This is a genomic window from Ensifer sp. 22521, from assembly GCF_052044795.1.
Taxonomy (GTDB): Bacteria; Pseudomonadota; Alphaproteobacteria; order Rhizobiales; family Rhizobiaceae; genus Ensifer.
Genome location: NZ_JBQENM010000019.1, coordinates 84,384 through 106,233, shown reverse-complemented (window position 1 = coordinate 106,233; position 21,850 = coordinate 84,384). Strand labels below are relative to the sequence as shown.

Annotated in this window: 27 protein-coding genes and 1 pseudogene; 20 read left to right on the top strand and 8 right to left on the bottom strand. The window is 61.5% G+C overall.

Translation table 11 applies throughout. The features are described 5' to 3' along the window. Nucleotides 1–81: 81 nt before the first annotated feature. From ACTJKE_RS25555 to ACTJKE_RS25535, 5 genes are all read left to right on the top strand, one after another. Nucleotides 82–1,155 carry a cyclic nucleotide-gated ion channel gene (locus ACTJKE_RS25555; protein ID WP_057254054.1) on the top strand — a complete coding sequence of 358 codons (1,074 nt, stop codon included), beginning with the start codon at nt 82–84 and terminating at the stop codon, nt 1,153–1,155. Nucleotides 1,156–1,339: 184 nt separating this feature from the next. After that, on the top strand, nt 1,340–2,185 hold the full coding sequence (locus ACTJKE_RS25550) for a response regulator (protein WP_057254056.1): 846 nt from the start codon (nt 1,340–1,342) through the stop codon (nt 2,183–2,185). A 306-nt stretch (nt 2,186–2,491) separates the two neighbouring features. Then, nucleotides 2,492–3,760, top strand: coding sequence for a diguanylate cyclase (locus tag ACTJKE_RS25545; RefSeq protein ID WP_440692825.1), 1,269 nt, complete (start codon nt 2,492–2,494; stop codon nt 3,758–3,760). 123 nt (nt 3,761–3,883) lie between these two features. After that, on the top strand, nt 3,884–4,360 hold the full coding sequence (locus ACTJKE_RS25540) for a VOC family protein (protein WP_113737613.1): 477 nt from the start codon (nt 3,884–3,886) through the stop codon (nt 4,358–4,360). A gap of 227 nt (nt 4,361–4,587) precedes the next feature. Beyond that, entirely contained in the window at nt 4,588–5,001 is a 414-nt protein-coding gene (locus ACTJKE_RS25535) for a DUF805 domain-containing protein (protein WP_440692823.1), read from the top strand. Nucleotides 5,002–5,031: 30 nt separating this feature from the next. On the opposite strand, the gene ACTJKE_RS25530 is transcribed toward ACTJKE_RS25535, so the two are convergent. Both ACTJKE_RS25530 and ACTJKE_RS25525 read right to left on the bottom strand, forming a co-directional pair. Beyond that, a complete protein-coding gene (locus ACTJKE_RS25530; protein ID WP_440692821.1) occupies nt 5,032–5,631 on the bottom strand; it encodes a YdeI/OmpD-associated family protein in 600 nt (199 codons plus the stop codon). Nucleotides 5,632–5,781: 150 nt separating this feature from the next. After that, nucleotides 5,782–6,786, bottom strand: a complete 1,005-nt coding sequence (locus ACTJKE_RS25525; protein ID WP_057254457.1) for a GlxA family transcriptional regulator — start codon at nt 6,784–6,786, stop codon at nt 5,782–5,784. 460 nt (nt 6,787–7,246) lie between these two features. On the opposite strand from ACTJKE_RS25525, the gene ACTJKE_RS25520 reads away from it, so the two are divergent. Next, nucleotides 7,247–7,459, top strand: coding sequence for a hypothetical protein (locus ACTJKE_RS25520; protein WP_440692819.1), 213 nt, complete (start codon nt 7,247–7,249; stop codon nt 7,457–7,459). A gap of 190 nt (nt 7,460–7,649) precedes the next feature. Here the strand turns inward: ACTJKE_RS25520 and ACTJKE_RS25515 are convergent, their stop codons facing one another. Beyond that, on the bottom strand, nt 7,650–7,853 hold the full coding sequence (locus ACTJKE_RS25515; protein WP_057254070.1) for a hypothetical protein: 204 nt from the start codon (nt 7,851–7,853) through the stop codon (nt 7,650–7,652). A gap of 99 nt (nt 7,854–7,952) precedes the next feature. After that, on the bottom strand, nt 7,953–8,231 hold the full coding sequence (locus tag ACTJKE_RS25510) for a hypothetical protein (RefSeq protein WP_440692817.1): 279 nt from the start codon (nt 8,229–8,231) through the stop codon (nt 7,953–7,955). A 112-nt stretch (nt 8,232–8,343) separates the two neighbouring features. Between ACTJKE_RS25510 and ACTJKE_RS25505 the strand changes: the two genes are divergently transcribed. The 4 genes from ACTJKE_RS25505 to ACTJKE_RS25490 all read left to right on the top strand — a co-directional run bounded on the left by ACTJKE_RS25505 (nt 8,344) and on the right by ACTJKE_RS25490 (nt 11,103). Then, nucleotides 8,344–9,234, top strand: coding sequence for a LysR substrate-binding domain-containing protein (locus ACTJKE_RS25505; protein WP_057254074.1), 891 nt, complete (start codon nt 8,344–8,346; stop codon nt 9,232–9,234). A gap of 74 nt (nt 9,235–9,308) precedes the next feature. Continuing rightward, nucleotides 9,309–9,956, top strand: a complete 648-nt coding sequence (locus ACTJKE_RS25500) for a VIT1/CCC1 transporter family protein (protein ID WP_058323470.1) — start codon at nt 9,309–9,311, stop codon at nt 9,954–9,956. Nucleotides 9,957–10,120: 164 nt separating this feature from the next. After that, entirely contained in the window at nt 10,121–10,552 is a 432-nt protein-coding gene (locus tag ACTJKE_RS25495; RefSeq protein ID WP_058323471.1) for a VOC family protein, read from the top strand. Nucleotides 10,553–10,866: 314 nt separating this feature from the next. Further along, a complete protein-coding gene (locus ACTJKE_RS25490; RefSeq protein WP_082616074.1) occupies nt 10,867–11,103 on the top strand; it encodes a hypothetical protein in 237 nt (78 codons plus the stop codon). 422 nt (nt 11,104–11,525) lie between these two features. Here ACTJKE_RS25490 and ACTJKE_RS25485 read toward each other — a convergent pair whose 3' ends face one another. Together ACTJKE_RS25485 and ACTJKE_RS25480 are read right to left on the bottom strand one after the other, a co-directional pair. Then, complete coding sequence (locus tag ACTJKE_RS25485) at nt 11,526–11,981, bottom strand: hypothetical protein (RefSeq protein ID WP_440692814.1); 456 nt, start codon at nt 11,979–11,981, stop codon at nt 11,526–11,528. Nucleotides 11,982–12,169: 188 nt separating this feature from the next. Continuing rightward, nucleotides 12,170–12,826, bottom strand: a complete 657-nt coding sequence (locus ACTJKE_RS25480) for a GntR family transcriptional regulator (RefSeq protein WP_440692812.1) — start codon at nt 12,824–12,826, stop codon at nt 12,170–12,172. A gap of 272 nt (nt 12,827–13,098) precedes the next feature. Between ACTJKE_RS25480 and ACTJKE_RS25475 the strand changes: the two genes are divergently transcribed. The 9 genes and pseudogenes from ACTJKE_RS25475 to ACTJKE_RS25435 form a co-directional block, all read left to right on the top strand. Then, a complete protein-coding gene (locus tag ACTJKE_RS25475) occupies nt 13,099–14,523 on the top strand; it encodes a M20 family metallopeptidase (RefSeq protein ID WP_440692810.1) in 1,425 nt (474 codons plus the stop codon). Nucleotides 14,524–14,556: 33 nt separating this feature from the next. After that, entirely contained in the window at nt 14,557–15,276 is a 720-nt protein-coding gene (locus tag ACTJKE_RS25470; RefSeq protein WP_440692808.1) for an ABC transporter permease, read from the top strand. Then, entirely contained in the window at nt 15,276–15,998 is a 723-nt protein-coding gene (locus tag ACTJKE_RS25465; RefSeq protein ID WP_440692806.1) for an ABC transporter permease, read from the top strand. Before ACTJKE_RS25470 ends, ACTJKE_RS25465 begins: the two co-directional genes overlap by 1 nt. A gap of 2 nt (nt 15,999–16,000) precedes the next feature. Further along, nucleotides 16,001–16,777, top strand: a complete 777-nt coding sequence (locus ACTJKE_RS25460; RefSeq protein WP_440692864.1) for an ABC transporter ATP-binding protein — start codon at nt 16,001–16,003, stop codon at nt 16,775–16,777. A gap of 72 nt (nt 16,778–16,849) precedes the next feature. Next, nucleotides 16,850–17,707 carry a transporter substrate-binding domain-containing protein gene (locus ACTJKE_RS25455; protein ID WP_440692804.1) on the top strand — a complete coding sequence of 286 codons (858 nt, stop codon included), beginning with the start codon at nt 16,850–16,852 and terminating at the stop codon, nt 17,705–17,707. 112 nt (nt 17,708–17,819) lie between these two features. Continuing rightward, on the top strand, nt 17,820–18,158 hold the full coding sequence (locus ACTJKE_RS25450) for an ArsR/SmtB family transcription factor (protein WP_440692802.1): 339 nt from the start codon (nt 17,820–17,822) through the stop codon (nt 18,156–18,158). A gap of 64 nt (nt 18,159–18,222) precedes the next feature. Continuing rightward, complete coding sequence (locus ACTJKE_RS25445) at nt 18,223–18,690, top strand: SRPBCC family protein (protein ID WP_113737621.1); 468 nt, start codon at nt 18,223–18,225, stop codon at nt 18,688–18,690. 375 nt (nt 18,691–19,065) lie between these two features. Beyond that, nucleotides 19,066–19,551 carry a BA14K family protein gene (locus tag ACTJKE_RS25440; protein WP_082616076.1) on the top strand — a complete coding sequence of 162 codons (486 nt, stop codon included), beginning with the start codon at nt 19,066–19,068 and terminating at the stop codon, nt 19,549–19,551. An 83-nt stretch (nt 19,552–19,634) separates the two neighbouring features. Continuing rightward, nucleotides 19,635–19,967, top strand: a pseudogene (locus tag ACTJKE_RS25435) (SRPBCC domain-containing protein); the annotation flags it as partial. 14 nt (nt 19,968–19,981) lie between these two features. On the opposite strand, the gene ACTJKE_RS25430 reads toward ACTJKE_RS25435, so the two are convergent. Beyond that, entirely contained in the window at nt 19,982–20,509 is a 528-nt protein-coding gene (locus tag ACTJKE_RS25430; protein ID WP_440692799.1) for a DUF6959 family protein, read from the bottom strand. Between the two features lie 408 nt (nt 20,510–20,917). Next, nucleotides 20,918–21,229: a hypothetical protein gene (locus tag ACTJKE_RS25425; protein WP_057254099.1), complete on the bottom strand. Its 312-nt coding sequence runs from the start codon at nt 21,227–21,229 to the stop codon at nt 20,918–20,920. 148 nt (nt 21,230–21,377) lie between these two features. Between ACTJKE_RS25425 and ACTJKE_RS25420 the strand changes: the two genes are divergently transcribed. Further along, a complete protein-coding gene (locus ACTJKE_RS25420; protein ID WP_245299211.1) occupies nt 21,378–21,833 on the top strand; it encodes a hypothetical protein in 456 nt (151 codons plus the stop codon). Nucleotides 21,834–21,850: the final 17 nt, after the last annotated feature.

Below are 21,850 nucleotides of genomic sequence, written 5' to 3'. Positions count from 1 at the left end.
TGCTTAAGATCAAAGCGTTACTGCGCTGCTGGCATGTCGGGCCGAGGTATCGCCTGAGAGCGCGGGTCGCTGGGGGAGTGAATGTCGGCACGGCCTTTCCTGAAAATCTCCGCGCCGCTCAACGGGCTTTTGGCGGCGGCGGGGCTTATTACGGTCGCGGCGCTGACGGCGCGGGATATTGGCCTGACGGCCAAGCTGTCGCTGGAGCTTGTGCTTGCCGGCATCTGGGCCATCTATGTTCTGCAACTGGCCGATACGGTGATCCGGCAGCGGGCGAAGGACGATCGCGGGCGGACGCCCGAACTCATCATCGATCTGCTTGCCGTCGTGGTTCCGCTTGCCGGATTTCTTCTCGCTGGCCCGCGTGACCAGAGCCTTTATTGCGGTATCTGGCTGTTGAAGCCGCTGCGTCATTTCACCTTCTTCCGCCTGCTTGGCCGGGTGGTGGCGCGGGCGGCACCCAATCTCGTCGGTGTCACCTCGGTCTTCGGCATCGTTCTCTTCGGCGCATCGCTTTTTGCCTATCTCATCGAGCGCGATATCCAGCCCGACAAGTTCGGCAGCATTCCCCAGGCCATGTGGTGGGCGGTGGTGACACTTTCGACCACGGGCTATGGCGACGAGATTCCGATGAGCTTTGCCGGTCGGGTGCTGGCGGGCCTCGTCATGATGTGCGGCATTGGCATCTTCGCGCTGTGGGCCGGCATTCTTGCCACCGGCTTTTTCGAGGAGGTGCGCCGCCAGGATTTTGTGCGCAACTGGCAGCTGGTTGCGGCCGTGCCGTTGTTCCAGAAGCTCGGCTCGGCCGCCTTCGTCGAGATCGTGCGGGCACTGCGCCCGCGGGTGGTCCCGGCGGGTGCCATCATCTGCCGCAAGGGCGAGGCGGGCGACCAGATGTTCTTTATCGTCGAGGGCCGCGTCAGCATTACGACCCCTTCGCCGACACCGATCGAACTCGGCCCCGGGAGCTTCTTCGGCGAAATGGCGCTGATCACGGGCGAGCCGCGCTCGGCGACCGTCAGCGCAGCCACGGAGGTCTCGCTGCTGTCGCTCTATGCGGAGGATTTCCAGATGCTGTCGAGCAGCAATCCGGAGATCGCCGAAGTCATCCGCAAGACGGCGGAGGCGCGGCGTGGCGGGACGTCCAGGGATTGACGGGATGGTGGGATCCGGCGGCCCTCGTGTCATGCCGGCACGCGACCTCGTCATTTCGTCGGTTGCTCATTAACACGAGAGAAAGCCTTTCTCCTCTAGCATGACGGCTGCAAGTTACAGTGACTTTGCGGGCACGAAGAACGCTTGGGCGCTGTAGGGGGACACTCTTTTACATAGGCGTTCAATGTCGTTTTTTGGCATTTCCGGAATGTATTATTCCGGCGAATCCCTTGCCCAGCACCGTATCGTGCTTGCCGAGGACTCCAACCTCTTCTCGTCGATGGTTTCGAAGCGGCTGAAAGAGCTGTTCGACATCGATGTCATCGTCTGCCGCGACTATGACGATTTGCAGTTCGCGGTCGAAAACGCGACTTTTCCGGCGTCGCTCGCCATCTCCAACATCAACCTGCCGGGGGCGGAGAACGGCGAGGCGCTCAACTATCTGATCGACATGAGCGTGCCGACCGTCGTCTTTACCGGCTCGTTCCAGGAGTCGACGCGCGAAAAGATCCTCGCCAAGGAGATCGTCGACTACGTTATCAAGGATAGCGTCTTTGCCGTCGACATGTTGGCGGAATCGGTCTGCCGCTTCCTCACCAACCACAAGCACCACGTGCTGATCGTCGACGACAGCCCGACGGCGCGCGCACTTCTGACGACACAGCTGAAGCGCTACAATTTCCGCACCAGCTCGGCCGACAGCGGCGCAGCCGCGCTCGAACTTCTCAAGAGCAATCCCGATATCGGCCTCGTCATCACCGACTACAACATGCCCGATATCGACGGATTCGAGCTGACGCGGCGCATCCGCGGTTCCTACGGGCCGCATCAGCTGCGCATCATCGGCGTCTCGTCCTCCACCAACCGGCTCCTGTCGGCGCGTTTCCTGAAAGCGGGCGGCAACGACTTCATCGTCCGCCCCTTCGTCAATGAGGAATTCTACTGCCGCGTCAACCAGAACCTGGACACGCTGACCAAGATCCGCACCCTCAGCGAAAAGGTTAGGGTTCCGGCGCAAGCTTCGGCCTGATACGAGAAATAATCCCCAAAATTTTGTGGCAATCTGCGCGAAATCCCGCGCGCAGGTTGCTCCATTAACGAAATTGCAATCCGATCGGTCTTCAATCCGCCCCAGCAGGAGCGGGGAGCCCGGTCACACCGGACCACGCCGGCCAGTGGGTCGGTGCGGTCAGTGGCAGGTCTATTCATATATTCGGAGCCAGCGTCACCCCCTTCAAGGGAAGCACGCCTGCGGCTCGAGAGGGGTTGCAGGGACGTGAGATTGCGCCGCACGCCAGGCCGGCTGAATTCTGTGCAAAAGCACAGCGACAAGCGCATGCTCCTTGTCGAAGATTCCCGGATGTTCGCGACGGCGCTGAAATACGGGCTCGAGTCCGTCCACGGCATCCGCGTCACCCATTGCAGCTCGCTTGCGGCGCTCAGGGAAACGCTGGAGCAGGCGCCGGAAAGCTTCTCGCTCGCCGTGCTCGACCTCAACCTGCCGGACGCGCCCAATTGCGAGGCGCTCGAATTCGTTCTTGCCCATCAGGTGCCGGCCGTCGTCTTCACCGCAGCCTTCAACGACCAAACGCGCGAAGAGATCCTCGGGCGCGGCGTGCTCGATTGCGTCATCAAGCATCAGCCTGAATCGATCAACCTCCTGATCGGCGCCGTCGACCGTGCGCTGACCAATGGCAAGACGACGGTGCTGCTTGCCGATTCCGATGCCGCCTCGCGCAGCGAGCTTGCCGGCATTCTGAGAAAGCAGCGGATTTCCGTCTGCGAGGTCGCGTCCGCTGCCGATGCGCTGCAGGTGCTCGACAGCGGCGAGGCGGTCGATCTGGTCGTCACCGATCTCGATCTCGCCGACATGACCGGGGCAGCACTTCTTGCCGAAGTGGAACGCCGGCAGGGCGATGGCGCGCTGCCGGTGATCGGGCTTTCCGACAGCGGCGACCGAAGGGCGGGCGCCCGCTTTCTCGAAGCAGGCGGTACCGACTTCATCCAGAAACCGTTCCTCGAAGCGGAATTCAACGGCCGCATCGCACAAGCCGCCAGCATCCAGAAGCGCCTGCAGACGCTGCAGCGGCAGGCGGCCAGCGACTATCTCACCGATCTCTACAACCGCCGCCATTTCTTTCTTGCAGGCCCGCGCCTGGTGGAGCAGTGCCTGAGGCGCGGCGAGCCGACGGCGATCGCCATACTCGATATCGACCATTTCAAGCGGCTCAACGACACCTACGGCCACGAGATCGGCGATATCGTGCTGAGACACGTGGCCAAGCGCCTGGCGGTGCTGGTGGGCGAGGAGCACCTGCTTGCCCGCCTCGGCGGCGAGGAGTTCGGCATCCTCTTCAACGGCTGCGATGTGCGCCGCGCCTTCGCCTTCTGCGATGCGCTCAGGCTGGAGCTGGCGAAATCGCGGATCGTCGCCGACGACGAGGAACTGACGATCACCGTCTCGATCGGCCTTGCCACCATCGAGAGCCCCGAATCCTTCGAAAACTACCTGCACGCCGCCGATCAGTTTCTCTATATGGCCAAACATGCCGGCCGGAACCGGGTGATCTCGGAATTGGCACTGCTGGACGCGCTGGCGTCGTGAAGTCTCTGGCCGAGCCGCAGGCCTGCCTTTAGAAAAAAAGATGCGTCACGTGTCGACTCGGAACGAAGTCGAACGTCCTTCGGTTACCCGCACATGATCAGCGGTACGAAGAGGAGCCGACAGATGACGAATGTTGTTTCAAATCTCTGGTTTGCGAAGGAGGCGCGCGAGGCGGTCGACTTCTATATTTCCCTCGTTCCCAACTCGGCGATCACCCGCATCACCACCTTGCCGGCGGAAAGCCCGAGCGGACCGCCCGGCAGCGTTCAGGTCATCGAGTTCATGCTTGGCAATCAGCAGTTCATGGCGCTCGAAGCCGGGCCGCTCGACCCGTTCAACCATGCCTTCTCGATCATGATCCAGTGCGACAGCCAGGAGGAGATCGACCGGCTGTGGTCCGCAATCCTCGACAATGGCGGCGAGCCCGAACAATGCGGCTGGATCCGCGACCGCTGGGGGCTCTGCTGGCAGATCGCGCCGCGCGTTCTTGGCGACATGGTCGCCCACTCCGACCGCGAGCGCGCCAAACGCGCGACGGAGGCGATGCTCGGCATGATCAAGCTCGACATCGCCGAACTGGAGCGGGCGTTTCACGGTTAGGGTCTGGCCCGTTTGTGGGGCTGGTCCTTGAGTGGAGGGAGCGGAGAGCGAGGCGTCTGCAACGGCTTCCTGAGGGCAGCTCCGAGGCGACTTGTTTACGCAACCATGAAGCGCTTTCTGTCGCCATGACATCTACGCGTTTATTAGCGAATCTTCTATATGAGGGGAAGGGCAGGCCAGCGCGGAGGCGCGCCTGGATGCGGAGAAGCCGATGGGGAGGGGACGACGTGAATTCGCAGACTTTTACGAGTTTTGATGGTCGTATCGGACGCCAGACCTGGTGGTTGGCGCAGATCGTTGTCTGGATTGCGACGGCGGCGGCAATGTTCGCCGGAGCGGCGCTGTTGGCGCTTTCGGGCGTCGATAACTATGCGGCGGGCTTCAGCCTCATGCATTTGCTTGTCTTCATCATCCTCATCGCAAACCTCTATTTCAGTTTCACCGTCAACACCAAGCGCTGGCACGACCACGGTCGTTCCGGATGGTGGAACCTTGCGCTGTTTGTCCCGGTCGTCGGGCCGCTCCTGGGCCTTGTGATGCTGGGCTTCCTTGCGGGAGAAGAGGGCGACAATCGCTTCGGTCCGCCGGCCGTCACAGGCGCCGAAGAGCCGAGCCAGCGGTTCGGGCGCGCCCAACCATAGCGTGAAGTTGGCAGGTGCGGTGAGGCCAGACTATTTCCGCCCCTGCGGGTAGATCGTCTCGCCGCGCTTCAGCATCTCGACGAAGGCCTCGATCTTCTTTTTGCGACCGGCCTCGGTCTTCATGTTGTGGGTGCGGAAGGCGAGCGCGAAGCGGTTCTGGGCGCTGAGTGTTGCCAGCATTTCTTTCGCCTCGGGCACGGCATCGATCGCCGCCTGCAGGTCGTCGGGGATTTGCATGTCCTTGCCGCTGGCATAGGCCCGATCCCAGCGGCGATCCGCCTTTGCGGCTTCCACCTGGCGCAGGCCAAACTCGGTCATACGGCCTTCCTTGATCAGCCGGGCGACGTTGTCGACGTTGATCTTGCTCCAGATGCTCTTCTTGCCGCGCGGCGAGTAGCGCTGCAGAAAGCTCTTGTCGTCCAGCCCCTTGCGCACGCCGTCGATCCACCCCCAGCAGAGCACCACGTCAATTGCCTCCTTCGGCGTGATCGAGGGGAGGCCGGAGTTCACCTTGTGCGTCTTGATCCAGACTTCGTCTTCGGTCTGATGATGGGTGCCGAGCCAGTCGTAGAAGCTCTGAAAGTCCTTGAACTCATGGACCTTGGCGGGATCGATTTCGACGGGGGCCATAGGAAGCATTGCCTCTTGTTCGGAAACGCCAGCCATTCAACCCAAAAAGAAGGAGCGTGCAAGCGGCGCGACGACGCAAGCCAAACGTGTCACAGGCAAAACGAAAAAGGGCGGATCGCTCCGCCCTTCGACTGGTCTTTATGTCGGTCTTTACCGCGCCATTTGCAGCGTCAGCTTGCGGTCGGCGCGCTCTTGCTGCGGCGAGCGGTTGTAGAGTTCGCGATAACACTTGGAGAAATGCGAGGCGGAGACGAAGCCGCAGGCCACAGCCACTTCGACGACCGGCATCGACGATTGGATGAGCAGGTGCCGGGCGCGGTCGAGGCGGATCTCCAGGTAGTAGCGGGCCGGCGACCGGCCCATTTCCTGGCGGAAAAGCCGTTCGATCTGGCGGCGCGAGAGATCGGCGCCTTCGGCGATTTCGAGCAGCGACAGCGGCTCGGCGAGATTTGCCTCCATCAGCTCGATGATCGACAGCACCTTGGCGTTCTGCACGCCGAGACGGGCGCGCAGCGGCAGGCGCTGGCGGTCATGGGGCCCGCGCACACGGTCGGTCAGCGCCTGTTCGCAGACGCGGTTGACGAGGTTCTCGCCGAAATCCTGGTCGATCAGGTTCAGCATCATGTCGAGCGAGGCGGTGCCGCCGGCGCAGGTGTAGATGTTGCTGTCGATCTCGTAGAGGTCGGCATAGACGTCGACCTGCGGGAAGCTTTCGGAAAAGCCCGGAAGGTTTTCCCAGTGGATGGCGCAGCGCTTGCCCGTCAAAAGGCCGGCAGACGCCAGCACATGGGCGCCGGTACAGAGGCTGCCGACGGCGACGCCGCGGTTATAGACCTCGCGCAGCCAGGCGTTGACCGACTTGTTGTTGAAATCCTCGACATAGATGCCGGAACAGACCAGCACCATCGATGGGCGGTTCTCGCCGCCGAGAAACTTGCGCTCGTCGGCGAGCGACGAGTTGACCTCGAGCGCGATCCCGCTCGACGACAGGACCTTTTCGCCGTCGGACGAAGCGAGGCGCCAGGTATAGGCCTCGTAGCCGAGCATGCGGTTGGCGATGCGGAGCGTTTCGATCGCCGCCGAAAAGGGCAGCATGGAAAAGTTCGGCACCAGGAAGAAGACGAGAGAACGCTTTTTGGTCAGTGGCTTGTTCATGAGGCTTCCCATGCTTGGCGATGGCGTATATTCGTCGCTTGGAAGATACTCTTCGGCTTGTCTGTTTGCGACATTGGCATGGAAAGCAGCGACCGCAAAGAGATTTCGCATTGCGACATTGCACGGCAAAAGGCGGTTCCACCGGTCTTTCAGGCTTTTGTAAGGAAAGCGACGGTTTTTCCAGCACAGTTGACGTTATCTGACAAGAACTGCCAGAGATACGCAACAATCACAAAGCGCGCTCCAGGGTTGTGTTTGCCGATTGCGACGTTTTCGGCGGCTGCGGCGGGTGTCGGTAAAAGACAAGTGACGCTCGTACTGCCTCACGGCGCAAGGCTACCGGGTCCCAATGCATTCGCGGCAAGGGTGCAAGGCGGGTTGGATGCGCACGTTTGGTTTGCGGTATGCGTGTTCCAAACTACATACAAAGCGCCCAACACATCGGAAAGGCGATTTTTGCATGCGTCAGGATCCACCAACAGCTGTGCATCGCGTTGTCTGGCTGATGAAGGTTCTTTGGGCCGTTTTGATCATCACGACAACGACCGCCATCGGTGCCTACAGTGGGTGGGTAGGCCACGGCATCGTGGGAGCGTTGGCGCTCGGGTTCGTGGGGTTCGTTGCAGGGTGCTTTGTCTGGCGGCCGTCGATGATCATGCAACTGCTGACTTAAGTCTCGCGCGCGTTTTTCGAGGCGCGCCTTTGCCGTGCCGTGCTCCCGTTGCCTGAGATCAGAATAAGGGCGCGGTAGGTTCGGCATGGCGGGGAACCATCCGCGCAAAGAAAAAGGGCACCGCCTTTTCGGCGACGCCCTTTGTTCTTTATCCGGCTGCTCGACCCGCCGAGGCAGGTCAAGCCGTCATTCATTGTTCGGTCTTATGCACCGCATCGTCCACCGACGGGAAGCCGATGTCCTTCAGGGTGTCATAGGACAGATTTTCCAGCGCCCGTTCCTGGCGGTGACGCTTCCACGCTGCCCAGGCGCGGACGCGCAGGTTGAAGAGACCCGGAAGGGACGAGTGGGAGGATGCCCGTTCCGAGGCCGATGAAAACTGAATGTTGGACATTTCATGGCTCCTTCTGAGTGTCTCAGCAGGTCGCGACCATAATCGTATATATGGCGCAACCTGATCTATCATTCCAACGAATATGTTTGATGCTTTCCATCAAACTTGGTGATTGATTAGCGGGTCCGCAAACATCACGTCGTCGCGGACTCTCTTCGGCAGTTTTGCCAGTTCGCGCCGGGCTTCCACCCGATTTCGTGCGATCTGCTTTTCGCGTCTCTGCCGGACAACGCCGTCGAGTACGGCGATCACTTGGGTAAGGGTGTTGAGGACCATGTCGTTGCTCCTTCGATCCTGAATCTGTACCACTACCTGCGACGCGGGGCTGTTACACAGGGAATTCTTCGAAGCGGCGATAACAAGCGCGGCGGCGGACATGGGCTTCTCCTTCCTTCGTCGTCCTTGAGCTTGACTATCGGTCATTGCTGATGTTCAATCAAACGAAATGAAGTGAACTTATCTTTCAGTTTTTCTGATCGAGGATGCCGCCATGAACATGATGATGCGCCACGCGCTTCCGCTTCTTGAAATGGACGTGCTGAAGACCTTTGTCGCCATCGCCGAGACCGGCAATTTCACCACCGCCGCCGAAACCGTCTACCGCACGCCGTCTGCGGTCTCGATGCAGATCAAGAAGCTCGAGGAAATGCTCGGCAGCACGCTCTTCCTGCGTGACGCGCGCTCGGTGACGCTGACGCCGAAAGGGGAAATGCTGCTCGGCTTTGCCCGCCGGCTGCTGTCGCTCAACAATGAAACGGTGTCGCGCTTCCTGCTGCCGGACATGAATGGCGTCGTGCGTGTCGGTGCGCCGGAGGATGTCGGCGAGCGCATCCTGCCCGAAGTGCTGAAGCGTTTTGCGGAGTCCTATCCGAACGTGACGATCGACGTGTCGATCGGCATGAGCAACGCCATGCGCAAGAAGGTCGACGAGCACCGGCTCGACATAGCCATCTTCAACAGCCTCACCGAGGGAACGCCGAGAAACGGCGAAATCCTGATGCAGGAGAAGCTGGTCTGGGCCGGCGCCAAGTGCGGCAACGCGCATCTGAAGGATCCGCTGCCGGTATCGATGTGGGAGGATGGCTGTGTCTGGCGGGCCGATGCGGTGGAGAAGCTGTCACGCGCCGGCCGCAAGTTCCGCATTGCTTTCTTGAGCGCCTATACGACCGGCCAGCGTGCTGCCGTTCTCGCCGGCCTCGCGATCGCGCCGCTGCCGCGCTACCTCGTCCAGGGCGAGATGGTGCAGCTTGGCGAGCGCGACGGCCTGCCGGATCTCGGCCACTACAATATCGGCCTGCAGGTGATTACTGACGCGCCGGCACCGGTACTGGCCGTTGCCGATCATGTGCGTGACGCTTTCGCCGACCTGCAGATGCAATAGGGAGGTCGCATGCGGTTCGCCGCCTTCCGCCCCCTGTCTTCCACCCTTCGGTTCTTCTCGCGGGACGAACTACCTTGAGCGACCAAACGCGTCCCGTTCTCGATCCGATCGATCGCCTCTCGGAGATCATCTTCGGGCTGCTGATGGCGCTTTCCTTCACGGGAACGATGAGCACGGTTACGGGCGGCGAGGGTGGGGTCAATGCCGTGCTCGTCGCCGCCCTCGGCTGCAACATCGCCTGGGGTATCGTCGATGGCGTCATGTATGTGCTGACGACGGCTGTCGAGCGGGTGCGCCGCCGCGGCTTCCTTGACGCCCTCCGGCGCGAGCCGCTTGCCCGCGCCCGCGAAATGTTTCTCGAAAGCCTCCCGGATGACGTGCGCCGCGTGTCCTCGCCAAAGGAGACCGAGGCGCTGCTTCTCAGGGTGAGGGCGCTTGCCGCCGATCCCAGACACAGGGCGGTAACGGGGCATGACCTGAAGGCGGCCTTCGCCATCTTCCTGCTCGTCGTCACCTCGACGCTGCCGCCCAGCATTCCCTTCCTGTTGATTGGCAATGTCGCGCTGGCGATGCGCGTTTCGAACGGTATTGCGCTCGCCATGCTCTTCATTGTCGGTGCGCGGCTTGGGCAATATATGGGACGCAGCCCCTGGCCGATGGCCTTTGCGATGACGGCGATCGGCGCGGTACTGGTGGCGGTGACGATCCTGTTTGGCGGTTAGCTTTCGCCGCGCTCCGGTCAATCGCAACCGGCGTTCCAATTCATGGAGTCCTATACTCCGTGGGTGTGCGTGCCCAGCGTGCCCAAGGACCACAGTCGGCCGACCGCAGCCCCTTCTGCTTTCCCGACCAATCTGTACGATTGCCTCCTCACCAGGATAGCCGCATGAAGCTCGCACACATCAACTTGGTCGCCCGCGACGCGGATGCGCTCGCCGCGTTTTACATGAACGTCTTGAAATGCGAGCCCCTTCGCGAACCCAGGATGTTGTCCGGAGAAAAAGTGTCGAGAGGCAATGGGATTGAGAACTCCGAGATCTACTCGATCTGGCTCAAATTCCCCGCACTCGACCGCCCTTTCCTGGAAATTCATGAGCACAAGGTCATGCATGATCGGGGCCAGCCAAGGGTGAACGAGCCTGGCCTTGGGCACCTGTCATTCCAGATGGGCGATATTCGCGCCGTACTGTCAGAGATCATTCAGGCAGGTGGAAGCCAGATTGGCGACATCACGGACTTTGGGATGAAGGATAAGCCGTATCTCATCGTCTATGCACGCGATCCCGAGGGGAACATTCTTGAGCTTGAGCAGGCCTGAAACGGGCCGAGCAGATCGCCATCTCTGGCGAGAAGCGGCCGTGCCGTCTCGATCGAAGGGAGCTACTGCATGTTTCCTTTAATCGTAGCCGGTTAAAGGACAAAAACATGCAGCACTTCAAAGTGCTACAGCGACCTTTGCGCGTCTGATAAGACGCGCGGCGCTGTAGTTCCTGGTCTGCTTCCGGTGCCGCATTATCGAAAACGGACGCGATGCTCCAATCCATCGTCACCCATTGACGTGGGCATTTTTCTTCACAATAGGGTCAAGCCGACGAATGTGGCTACCGCCAGCCACGCAGCAACAGGAGTATAATAGTGAGCGAACCGACCGTAGCAGATGCAACAAACCGCATTTATGAATCGCTCCAGGCGGACAATGCCGACATTGACATGCATATTGCGACCCTCAAGGCAGCGTTGGCGCGGGAGGGTTTGAAAGAAGCCGTATTCGACCCGGCCAGGCTCGTGCAGAACAATCGTTCCGGCAGGAAGCTGATGCAGGCATACTTTCGGCAGCGCGGAGTGACGGTGAAATTCGCGGCTTCGTGAAGCCTTCGCATGACGTCAAACGGGGCCAGTATGACGGCTGACCTGATCACCCTCGCTGCCCCGCGCCCGCGAGAGGTTTCTCGATAACCTACCGGACGACGCGCCGCGTATCCTCACCCAAGGAAACCGAGGTGCTGCTTTTGAGGGTGAGGGCGCTTACCACGATCCCAGGCACAAGGCCGTCACGGGCTGCGACCTGAAGGCGGCTTTCGCCATGTCCGCGATCGGCGCGGTACTGGTGGCGGTTACGATCGCGCTTGGAGGGTAGCTTTCGCCTGAGGCGCTTCGCTAGGCCAAGCCGGCGCTCCAATTCATGGAGTCGTCGGCGCCGGTCATGCGTCAGATTGAGGGGCTTGAACTACCCCTCACGGTCGTGCGTTCCCAAGGACCTTATCGGCCCGAAGCGGACATTAATAGTCGCCTCAGATCTCCAGGTAGAGATCCCGGTTCAGCAGTTCAAAGCTGTCATCGGTGGTATCGAGAGTACCATCCTGAAGATAGCAATAATCGCCATTCGCTTCATCGAGAAAGCTGAACCCGTTGTCGCCGTAGGATACATAAATCCCAAAAAGATCTCTGGTAGGGATTTTAGCGATATAGAGCGAGGTGGAACGTACTTCTCTGCCTGCATATTTGCTGAGCGAATCGACGGTGAAAACCGGGTAGGAAAAATCCGTGTCAAAGCCATCACGTTCGCTCAGTTGCGGCTCTTCCTGTTGTCGTCGAAACGTCATTTCGCCATCGGAAAACGAGATGGAGTACCAAGAGCCCTCGATTTTGAAAAACAGTAGGACGTGTTCAGCCAGAAGCTCTCCATCCATGTAGAACGCGCATCTGCGAAACTCCTCTATCGTCCTGCCGGCCAGCGTCTTCGTCATCTCAAAAACTCAGCGATTTCTCGGCAATCAGCGCAGCCGGTATTTCCCTTGCTATGTCGCTCTCCACCAACCGTCAAACAACGGCAATTCGGCATGCCCGCAAGTGGTGCAAAGTTGCCGTCCCCTCTTGGCTCAGTCTTAGGCCCTGCGTAGCCGCCTGACCGGCAAAGCGCCACGCAGCCAAAGTCTCACGCCTTGACCGGCGCCTGGCGGATGTGGATTTCGATCAGGCGCTTCAGTTCAGCCAGATCCCGGGCTTCCAGCGCATCGACCATCAGGTGGTGCTCGCGCGCCGATTGCTCGATGCGGGCCCGCGTGCGCCATTGCGAAACCGGGGCCGATACCGTTCGCTGGCGGATTTCGGCGACGACGTCGACGAGCTCGGAATTGCCGGCAAGAAGCAGAAGCGCGCGGTGAAAGGCGAGGTTGGCGTCGTAGTGCTCCATGATGGAGCCGCGGAACGACATTTCGTCGAACCGACGGGCGAGCCCGCGCAGTTCGGCAATGGCCGCTAGCGTGACGTTGGCGATCATCCGGTCGGCGACGCCGGTCTCCAGGATCACGCGGATATCGCTGATCTCCCGCGTGCGCTGGTCGTCAAGTTCGTAGACCTGGTAGCCGCGGTTGGGATTGTGCTGCACCAGCCGGCGCTGCGACAGCCGGTCGAGTGCCCGACGCACCTCCGGCCGGGTGCAATCGTAGCGGCGCTCCAGGTCGATCTGTTTGAGCCAGGTGCCCGCCGGCAATGTCCCGGTCAGGATGTCGTGCAGCAACAGGTCGGTGACGTCCTTCTTCTCCTCGGGCTTTTCCTCGGCGGCCAGCATTTCCGTCAGATCGTCGCTCATTCCTGCCTTACACTCTCTCTTGCCGCATGGTCTTCCTCGCGCCTCACGTCGCCTGCGTGGCTCACGTCGCCTGCTGCGGCGAAATTGGCTCCATTTTTGGAGAAACTATGATGCTGTCCTAGATAATTCAATGCGCCAGAACGGCTTTCCTTGCCCGTCTTTCGCTGTTGTGCACATCGGTGGAAATGTTTCATGACCCTCTTGTGAATCCAAAAATGTTATCATAAATTGGCGCCAATTCTGGTTACTATTGTTGCGGAAGTTAGTAAACGATGAAAAATGCCGATGCCGTCTGGGACCTCCTCGAAGCCAAGCGCGAGCGGTTTTTCGTGCTCAGCGACCGGGTCTGGGATACGCCGGAAACCAACTACGAGGAGTTTCGCTCGTCGGCCGAGCATGCGCGCCTCCTGGAGGCCGAGGGTTTCCGCGTGTCGCGTGGCATTGCCGGCATGCCGACGGCGGTCATGGGCGAGGCGGGCGAGGGCGGACCGGTCATCGCCATTCTCGGCGAGTTCGATGCGCTGCCGGGATTGAGCCAGGAGGCCGGCCTTGCCGAGGAGCGGCCGCTCACCGAAGGCGGCAACGGCCACGGCTGCGGCCACAATCTGCTCGGTGCCGGTTCGATGATGGCGGCCACCGCGGTCAAGGACTATCTCGCTGCCAACGGCATCAAGGGCCGGGTCCGCTATTACGGCTGTCCGGCGGAAGAGGGCGGCTCGTCCAAGGGCTTCATGGTGCGTGCCGGCGTGTTCGACGATGTCGACATCGCCATTTCCTGGCATCCGGCACCCTTTGCCGGTGTCAACAACCCGATCTCGCTTGCCTGCAACGAGCTCGACTTCCGCTTCAGCGGTCGGGCGTCGCATGCGTCGGCAGCACCGCATCTCGGCCGCAGTGCGCTGGATGCGCTTGAACTGATGAATGTCGGGGTCAACTATCTGCGTGAGCACATGCCGTCGTCGGCGCGGATCCACTATGCGGTGACGGATACGGGCGGCAATGCGCCCAACGTGGTCCAGGCCCGCGCGAAGGCGCGCTATCTCGTTCGCGCCCGCAGCCTGCCGGAGCTACTTGACCTCGTCGAACGCGTCCGCAGCGTGGCGAAGGGTGCGGCGCTGATGACGGGAACGACGGTCACGGACGAGATCGTCAGCGGTGACGCCAACCTGATCGGCAACACGCCGCTCGAGGCGCTGATGCATCGCCAGCTCGAGCATCTGGGGCCGCCTGAGTTCGATGAGGACGACCGCAGGATGGCGGCAAAATTCCAGGAGACCTTTACCGGCGAGGATATCGCCTCTGCCTTCGAGCGGTTCGGCCTGAGGCTACGCCGCGGCATTTCCCTCTGCGACACGATCTTCCCGCCGGAAAACGGCGCCGGAACCCTCGTCGGCTCCACCGATGTCGGAACGGTCAGCTGGGTGGTGCCGACGGTGCAGATGCGCGGCGCAACGTACGCGATCGGCACGCCCGGCCACTCCTGGCAGCTGGTCGCGCAAGGCAAGCTTCCGGCCGCCCACAAGGGCATGGAGCATGCTGCCAAGGTGATGGCGAGCACGGCGGTCGAACTGATCCTCGATCCGGCGCTGATTGCCGCCGCCAAGGCCGACCATGCGGCGCGGCTCGAGGGCACGCCCTTCGTCAATCCCATCCCTGATGATGTCGACCCGCCGATCCCCGGGCGCAGCCATGGTTAAGTCATCGATCGACAAGCGAAGGGAGGCGCTGCGATGACTGAGCCCGGTTTCCTTGACATCATCAGCTTCGGGCCTGACGGCTGGGGGCCGGCGCTTGCGGCCGGCGCGTGGATGACGATCCTGATCGCGATCGCAGGCTTTGCGATCGGCGGCGTCATCGGCACCTTCGGTGCCTGGGCGAAGATTGCTGGCGGCCCGCTCATCCGAGGCTGCGCCGAGGCCTACACCACCGTCCTTCGCGGCATTCCCGACCTGCTGGTCATCTACCTCTTCTATTTCGGCGGCAGCGCCGTGGTGACCGCCGTCGGCCAATTGTTCGGAGCGGAGGGTTTCGTCAGTTTCCCGGGCTTCATCGCCGGCGCGCTTGCGGTCGGCATCACCTCGGGCGCGCAGCAGACCGAGGTCTATCGCGGCGCCTTTCGTGCCGTCCATCCGGGCGAACTGGAGGCGGCGACCGCCTGCGGCATGGGACGGCTCCTCAAGTTCCGCCGCATCACCGCGCCGCTGACGCTGCGTTATGCGCTGCCCGGGCTCGGCAATGTCTGGCAGGTGGTGCTGAAGGAATCGGCGCTGGTCTCGGTTACGGGCGTCGTCGAACTGCTGCGCCAGGCACAGATCGGCGCCGGATCGACCAGCCGCCCGTTCGATTTCTTCTTTATCGCGGCGATGATCTATCTCGCCATTTCCACGGTCTCGGGCCTCGTTCTTCAGGTCACCGAGCGCCGGTTCTCGCGCGGCGTCAGGAGGGGCTGATGGATATCAAATTTGCCCTCGAAACCTTCTGGAGCTTGGCGGCGGCCCTGCCGCTGACGCTGGAGCTTGCCGCGACGTCGATCGTGCTCGGCTCGGTACTGGCCCTGGGGCTGGCGCTATCGCGTCTGTCCGGCATTCTCGCGCTCGATCTCTTTGCCCGCGTCTATGTGTTCCTGTTTCGCGGAACGCCGCTGCTCGTGCAGATCTTCCTGATCTATTACGGTCTCAGCCAGTTTCCGGCCGTGCGCCACAGCATTTTCTGGCCGATACTCCGTGAACCCTACTGGTGCGCGGTGCTGGCGCTGATGCTGAACACGGCCGCCTATGCCAGCGAGATCATCCGCGGCGGGCTGCTTTCGGTGCCGCACGGCCAGGTCGAGGCGGCGCGGGCCTGTGGCATGGGTCGCTTCATGATCTTCCGCCGTATCGTCATGCCACAGGCGCTTCGCCAGGCGCTGCCCGGCTACGGCAACGAGATGATCTCGATGGTCAAGGCGACCTCGCTCGCCTCGATCATCACGCTGATGGAAATCACCGGCGTCGCCGCCAAGCTCATTTCGGAGAGCTACCGGGTGATCGAGGTCTTCGTCGTCGCGGGGGTCATCTATCTCGCCATCAATTTCGCGCTGACCCGGCTCGTCGCTTTCGCTGAACACAGGCTGAGCCCGCAACTGCGCGCGCCGCTGGCGATCTCCGCCGAACTCAAGGGAGAAGCCCATTGAACATGTCCGCCGCCGTCACCGCACCGGTTGCCATCCGCGTGCACGATCTTCACAAGAGCTTCGGCCCCGTCGAAGTCCTGAAAGGCGTGTCGCTCGACGCGCGCGAGGGCGAAGTGATTTCCATTCTCGGATCCTCCGGTTCGGGCAAGTCGACGCTGCTTCGCTGCATCAACATGTTGGAGGTGCCGAATTCGGGAACGATCGAGGTTGCCGGCGAGGCGATCCGGCTGAAGACGCTGAGCGACGGACGCAGCCGTCCGGCCGATCAGAAGCAGGTGGACCGCATCCGCTCCGAACTCGGCATGGTGTTCCAGAGCTTCAACCTCTGGTCCCACAAGACCGTGCTTGAAAACCTCATCGAGGCGCCGGTGCATGTGCTGAAGCGCCCGCGGGCGGAAGCGATCGAGGAAGCCGAAGCGCTGCTTGCCAAGGTCGGCATCGCCGACAAGCGCAACCACTATCCCTCGCATCTCTCCGGCGGCCAGCAGCAGCGCGCGGCGATCGCCCGCGCGCTTGCCATGCGCCCGAAGGCGATGCTGTTCGACGAACCCACCTCGGCGCTCGACCCGGAACTGGTGGGCGAGGTGCTGCGCGTCATGCGGGGGCTCGCCGAGGAAGGGCGGACCATGCTGGTGGTGACCCATGAGATGGGCTTTGCCCGCGACGTCTCGAGCCGCGTCGTGTTCGTGCACAAGGGAACGATCGAGGAGGAGGGACCGCCGCACGAGGTCTTCACCCGTTCGAAGTCCGAACGCTTCCGCCAGTTCATCAAGAGTTGAGATCTGCCGCGAGCTGCAGACCGATTACCAACAACCAAACCAATCAACATCCACAAAAAGGGGAATGCTGTAATGAAAAAGATGACCGCAATCATGGCTTCGGCGCTTGCCGTTGCCGCGGGGCTGATGTCCATGCCGGCTCAGGCCGAAGACAAGAAGTGGACCAAGATCACGATCGCCACCGAAGGCGCCTTTCCGCCCTATAACCTGACGAAGGCGGACGGCACGCTCGACGGCTACGAGATCGAGCTCAGCAAATATCTCTGCGAGCATATGAAGGTCGAGTGCACCATCATCGCGCAGTCCTTCGACGGCCTGATCCCGGCGCTCAACGCCGGTAAGTTCGACGCGATCATGGCCGGCATGTCGGCGACCGAAAAGCGCAAGGAAGTCATCGACTTCTCGATGTCCTACGGCAGCACCGGCCAGGCCTTTGCCACGCTGAAGGGCGGCGATCTGGAAACGCTGCCGATGAAGGGCGAACTGTTCTCGCTCGCCTCCAACGAGGCCGGCGCGCGCAAGGCGGTCGATGAATTGAAGCCGCTGGTCGAAGGCAAGACCGTCGGCGTCCAGACCGCCTCGATCGCCGCGCGCTTCATCGACGAATACCTGAAGGACGTCGTCGAGGTGCGCGAGTACAAGACGACCGAGCAGCACGACCTCGATCTCGTCGCCGGCCGCGTCGATTTCGTCATGGCATCGATGGGCTATCTGAAGACCGCGGTCGAAAAGCCGGCCAATAGCGACATGGTCATCGTCGGCCCGCGTTTCCAGGGCGGCTTCCTCGGCGCCGGCAGCTCCGTCGGTCTGCGCAAGAGCGATACCGAGCTGAAGGCGCTGTTCGACGACGCCATCGCCGCAGCCAAGGCCGATGGCACCATCAAGCGCCTGTCCGAAAAGTGGTTCGGCTTCGACCTGACGCCGCAATAAGGCGGTCCGCCACCGCTCTCAACCCAAGCGCCGCGTGTTCCGCCGAACGCGCGGCGCTTTTGCGTGGCGGCGCTAGCGGTTGACTCTCATAAGTAGCGCCTTATGATAAGTCATGGCTTATGAAGGAAAAGTGCTCACTGCGCTCGCAGACCCGACGCGCCGGGCGATCTTCGAGAAACTCGCGGCCGGTCGCTCGTCGGTCGCCGAGGTTGCCCGGTCCCTGCCGGTCTCGCAGCCGGCGATCTCCCAGCATCTGAAGGTGCTGAAGGAGGCGGGGCTGGTCACCGACGAGCCTCAGGGCCAGAGGCGCATCTATTCGATCGATCCGGCGGGCCTCGGGCCGCTCAGGCAATGGCTGGACCGCTTCTGGGAGGGTCAGCTAGCCGCCTTTAAGGCGCTGGCCGACAGCGACGAGGCTTCGGGAACTGAGCCGAGGGAACCGGAGCGATAGGGGACGGAAGTCCTACCGTCGACACGCCTCCGCCGCGACCACGCCAGTAACGGGAGGAAAGGATATGCATATGATCGAGCCGGCGCCTGTGCGCAAATCCGTAACCGTCAACGCTCCACCGGAGCGCGCCTTCGAGATCTTCGTCGCGCGCATGGGCGACTGGTGGCTGAAGACCCACAGCCTGACGGCGAGCGGCCAGAGGGCTGTTATCGTCGAGCCCGCCGCCGGCGGCCGTTGGTATGAGGTGGGCACCTCGGGCGAGGAAAAGGACTGGGGGCGGGTGCTCGCCTATGAGCCGCCGAAGCGGATCCTCTTCGCCTGGCAGCTCAATGCCGAATGGACCTTCGATACCGATTTCGCAACCGAGGTGGAGGTGACCTTCGAACCCACGCCGGAAGGCGGCACCACCGTGCGGCTCGAACATCGCGACCTCGCCAACTACGGCGCGAAGGCGGAGGTGGCCCGTGCTTCGCTTGATTCCGACGGTGGCTGGGCAGGGCTGCTCGCAGCGTTTGCGGCGAAGGTGGGGTGAAGTGTCGAGCCCGGTTGGTTTGGCGTCGCATCGAGGGCGGCGCGCTTCCAACCTTGTTTCGAACACAATCGCCCCGTATACACCCGGCCATCGGTATTGCTTATGAGCGCTGAAAATTCTCGCCGCTCGCAATCGCCGCGTCGCATTAGACTTTTGACCACGGATGTACTGGCACTGGTGTAAGAGCGATGATGAGGAAGGTCGGTGCGGTTTCGCCCCGGCCTTTTTTGTTGGCCCACTACGGAATGATGATCTTCATCTGGTCATGGGCTCCCGCCGCTTTGAGGTTCGACGCTGCGCCAAGCTGCGCACGTTCATCCGAGGTTCATGACGGGTGCCGGAAAATGACCCGACGAACAACAGTTGGACGATGCCATGAAAAGAATAGGTGCAGTACTCGTAGCCGCGGCTACGGCACTGTCGGCGGTCTCGGCGCAGGCCGTGCCCATGTCTCCCGTTTCGGTGGGGCAGTCAGTTTCCCAGCCTGTCGAGTTGATCCACCACAAGCCAGGTCATTACGGCGGACCGCCGCACAAACGCGGGTATAACGGCTACCGTTACGGCGGCAACCGTTACAATGCGGCTCCACGATACGGCTATTACAATGGCTACGAGGGCTACCGCTACCGTCGCGACGGTTACCGTCGGCACAGTGACGGATGGTGGTATCCTCTGGCGGCATTCGGGGCAGGAGTGGTTATCGGTGGCGCGATCGCGCAGCCACCTCGCAGGGTCTATTCCAACGCGCCGTCTGCGCATGTCGAATGGTGCTATGACCGCTACCGCTCGTACAACGCCTACGACAACACTTTCCAGCCCTATTACGGGCCGCGCCAGGAATGCGTGTCGCCGTATTACTGATCAGCACGCCTGCTTGACGGTGGCCATGGGTTCGAAGCCTTGATGGCCATCGATGCGGCCGTGTGGCCGCCTTCGTCCGCCGCCAGAGAACCGTCGTCGTCGAGCCCGCCGGCGGCCGCTGGTATGAGATTGGCCAATCCGGCGAGGAGAAGGACTGGGGCAGGGTGCTCGCCTGCGCGCCGCCGAAGCGCATCCTCTTTGCCTGGCAACTCAATGCTGACTGGGCCTTCGATCCGGATTTCCGGACCGAGGTGGAGGTGACTTTCGAACCGACGGCCGATGGCGGAACGACCGTGCGGCTGGAGCATCGCGACCTCGCGAACTACGACGCCAAGGCGGAAGAGGCGCGCACCTCGCTCGATTCCGAAGGCGGTTGGGCGGGATTGCTCGGGGCGTTTGCGGTGAAGGCCGGGTGAGAGGAAACCTGCACTCAGTCCGGGCGCCGGATACCGGCGCCGCTCAAGACAGCTTCGTAGTAAGCGCGGATTGCGTTTAGACGCTCGATTACATCTGCGAGTGCCGCCGACCTTTCGAGGGGGGCAGCCTCGGCGGCCGCGAATTCGAGGCCTACGATGAAACCGTACAGGCTGTCACCTTGGAATACGACGCCTGGAAACTGCCGATTCGGCAACTGAACGACAGCGTAGTTGGTCGGTTCGGTCAGCAGCTTTGCTGCGTATGGTTGCTCCGCCGTCTCCTCGGTGCGACCGGCAGCCCGCAAGCTCGAGGTCGGAGCAAGCAGCTCCTTGCCCCGTTCAATCAATCGTTCTATCGCCCGGAGGGGAAGATCCTCGTCATAGGCGGTGAAGGTCATTGCATCTGAGGCATCCGAGTAAAAGACCTCGGCCACCGCTCTTTGAGTTTCCTCGTCCAGCAGCTCGAGATACATGCCGTCACGTTCAACGTCGCTGCCCCGGACGAGAATGAATCGTCGATCACCTGTCTCGAAGAAGTCCATACCTGATCCTCGTCTGAGCAGCGGCTGGCGCGGAAGCCGGCCGCGTTGTCTTGCGCCGTTGTCGACGACGAGAGCCCCATCGCTGTCTTCGAGAAGGAAGCACTCCGGGCCATTTTGGGGTTCGGCTGATCGTCACGCGTCTCTCGTCGAGCTCCAAGACCAACTTCTAGTCGGTAACCGTTACCGATTGAATCGAAGCTGGTCCGAAGACGGCTACACCGTCGATTTTACTTCCGTCCAAGCGGTCAACAGGGAGCCATCCTCGAAAAACAAGGTGGTCGCGTCCAAGGAAATGTCGGTGGCCACCAGCACTTTGCCGGTCAGCCTTTCCTCGAGGGTGCCTTTGGTTGGTAAGACAGTGGGCAAGGTATCCCTTTTGGACCCGGCAAAGGACAGTTGGATACTGCCTTACTTCGTTGGTGTCGGCCGCACCAGCGTGACGACGCGTGGCTTTGATGGCGCATCCAGCCATTCGATCCACTTGTCCCGTTCCTCGATCGTGTCGAAGAACCGCCAGAGCTTGTAATCTTCTTCGGTGGTCTGCAGCATCTCGCCGAGCGAGACGAGCTCCATCGGCAGCTCCACCTCGTTGCCGTCGTAGCGAATGAAATAGATGCCTTCGGCGGCGAGACGGACCACCTGGCCGGTGCCATAGGTGCCATCGGGATCGTCGACGGTGAAGTACATGCCGGTCAGGGTATCGAGAATCTTGTCGTTCATGGGTTTTGGATGCCAGTTCAAAGAATACGATTCATCAGACCGTCGCCCGCCGCCGGAATTAAGGCAAGCCGAAATATCGAGTGTCCACGTCTGGTGAAGAGGTCAGGCAGCGTTCCAGACGGTGCGAGACGGCAGAAGAGTTGACAAAGTGGCGGCTGACCGGAACCATCTCGTCGTCAACAGAAACAGTGCCCACAATCAAATCATGCAGATATCGATACCGCAGGAGGCTTTTCCCGCGTTGGGAACTGTCGCAAATCCCGCTGTGCTCTACGATGGGCTCAGCGCTTTTGTCTGTTATGAAGCTGCTCCGAGCGCTGGCGGCGGTAATGTCGTTCTCAAGTTCGGCGACGTTATCGATTTCCGGATTACGCCGATGAATGTCGATGGGCTGCCGGAGTGCAGGTACCCAATCCGTCCATGGGCGTTCAATGAAGTCGTGGACGGTGACGAAGCGGCCAAATGGAAAGTCCTCAATCCGCGTTTCTGGCTCATATCCTTTAACGACGTAACGATCGAGGTTCTGTTCGAGACGGTCTCGCTCGAGCTTCATGACGAGCGAGGCGGGCCGCTGCCCAGGACGCTGATGAGCGCCTTGAGATGACGGTCTGAAGACGGCAG

Bases quoted from the DNA above. Each gene is read 5' to 3' on its own strand.
- ACTJKE_RS25555 (WP_057254054.1), top strand. From the start codon at position 82: ATGTCGGCACGGCCTTTCCTGAAAATCTCCGCGCCGCTCAACGGGCTT.
- ACTJKE_RS25550 (WP_057254056.1), top strand. From the start codon at position 1,340: ATGTCGTTTTTTGGCATTTCCGGAATGTATTATTCCGGCGAATCCCTT.
- ACTJKE_RS25545 (WP_440692825.1), top strand. From the start codon at position 2,492: ATGCTCCTTGTCGAAGATTCCCGGATGTTCGCGACGGCGCTGAAATAC.
- ACTJKE_RS25540 (WP_113737613.1), top strand. From the start codon at position 3,884: ATGACGAATGTTGTTTCAAATCTCTGGTTTGCGAAGGAGGCGCGCGAG.
- ACTJKE_RS25530 (WP_440692821.1), bottom strand. From the start codon at position 5,631: ATGGCCCCCGTCGAAATCGATCCCGCCAAGGTCCATGAGTTCAAGGAC.
- ACTJKE_RS25525 (WP_057254457.1), bottom strand. From the start codon at position 6,786: ATGAACAAGCCACTGACCAAAAAGCGTTCTCTCGTCTTCTTCCTGGTG.
- ACTJKE_RS25520 (WP_440692819.1), top strand. From the start codon at position 7,247: ATGCGTCAGGATCCACCAACAGCTGTGCATCGCGTTGTCTGGCTGATG.
- ACTJKE_RS25515 (WP_057254070.1), bottom strand. From the start codon at position 7,853: ATGTCCAACATTCAGTTTTCATCGGCCTCGGAACGGGCATCCTCCCAC.
- ACTJKE_RS25510 (WP_440692817.1), bottom strand. From the start codon at position 8,231: ATGTCCGCCGCCGCGCTTGTTATCGCCGCTTCGAAGAATTCCCTGTGT.
- ACTJKE_RS25505 (WP_057254074.1), top strand. From the start codon at position 8,344: ATGAACATGATGATGCGCCACGCGCTTCCGCTTCTTGAAATGGACGTG.
- ACTJKE_RS25495 (WP_058323471.1), top strand. From the start codon at position 10,121: ATGAAGCTCGCACACATCAACTTGGTCGCCCGCGACGCGGATGCGCTC.
- ACTJKE_RS25485 (WP_440692814.1), bottom strand. From the start codon at position 11,981: ATGACGAAGACGCTGGCCGGCAGGACGATAGAGGAGTTTCGCAGATGC.
- ACTJKE_RS25480 (WP_440692812.1), bottom strand. From the start codon at position 12,826: ATGAGCGACGATCTGACGGAAATGCTGGCCGCCGAGGAAAAGCCCGAG.
- ACTJKE_RS25475 (WP_440692810.1), top strand. From the start codon at position 13,099: ATGAAAAATGCCGATGCCGTCTGGGACCTCCTCGAAGCCAAGCGCGAG.
- ACTJKE_RS25470 (WP_440692808.1), top strand. From the start codon at position 14,557: ATGACTGAGCCCGGTTTCCTTGACATCATCAGCTTCGGGCCTGACGGC.
- ACTJKE_RS25465 (WP_440692806.1), top strand. From the start codon at position 15,276: ATGGATATCAAATTTGCCCTCGAAACCTTCTGGAGCTTGGCGGCGGCC.
- ACTJKE_RS25460 (WP_440692864.1), top strand. From the start codon at position 16,001: ATGTCCGCCGCCGTCACCGCACCGGTTGCCATCCGCGTGCACGATCTT.
- ACTJKE_RS25455 (WP_440692804.1), top strand. From the start codon at position 16,850: ATGAAAAAGATGACCGCAATCATGGCTTCGGCGCTTGCCGTTGCCGCG.
- ACTJKE_RS25450 (WP_440692802.1), top strand. From the start codon at position 17,820: ATGGCTTATGAAGGAAAAGTGCTCACTGCGCTCGCAGACCCGACGCGC.
- ACTJKE_RS25445 (WP_113737621.1), top strand. From the start codon at position 18,223: ATGCATATGATCGAGCCGGCGCCTGTGCGCAAATCCGTAACCGTCAAC.
- ACTJKE_RS25440 (WP_082616076.1), top strand. From the start codon at position 19,066: ATGAAAAGAATAGGTGCAGTACTCGTAGCCGCGGCTACGGCACTGTCG.
- ACTJKE_RS25430 (WP_440692799.1), bottom strand. From the start codon at position 20,509: ATGGACTTCTTCGAGACAGGTGATCGACGATTCATTCTCGTCCGGGGC.
- ACTJKE_RS25425 (WP_057254099.1), bottom strand. From the start codon at position 21,229: ATGAACGACAAGATTCTCGATACCCTGACCGGCATGTACTTCACCGTC.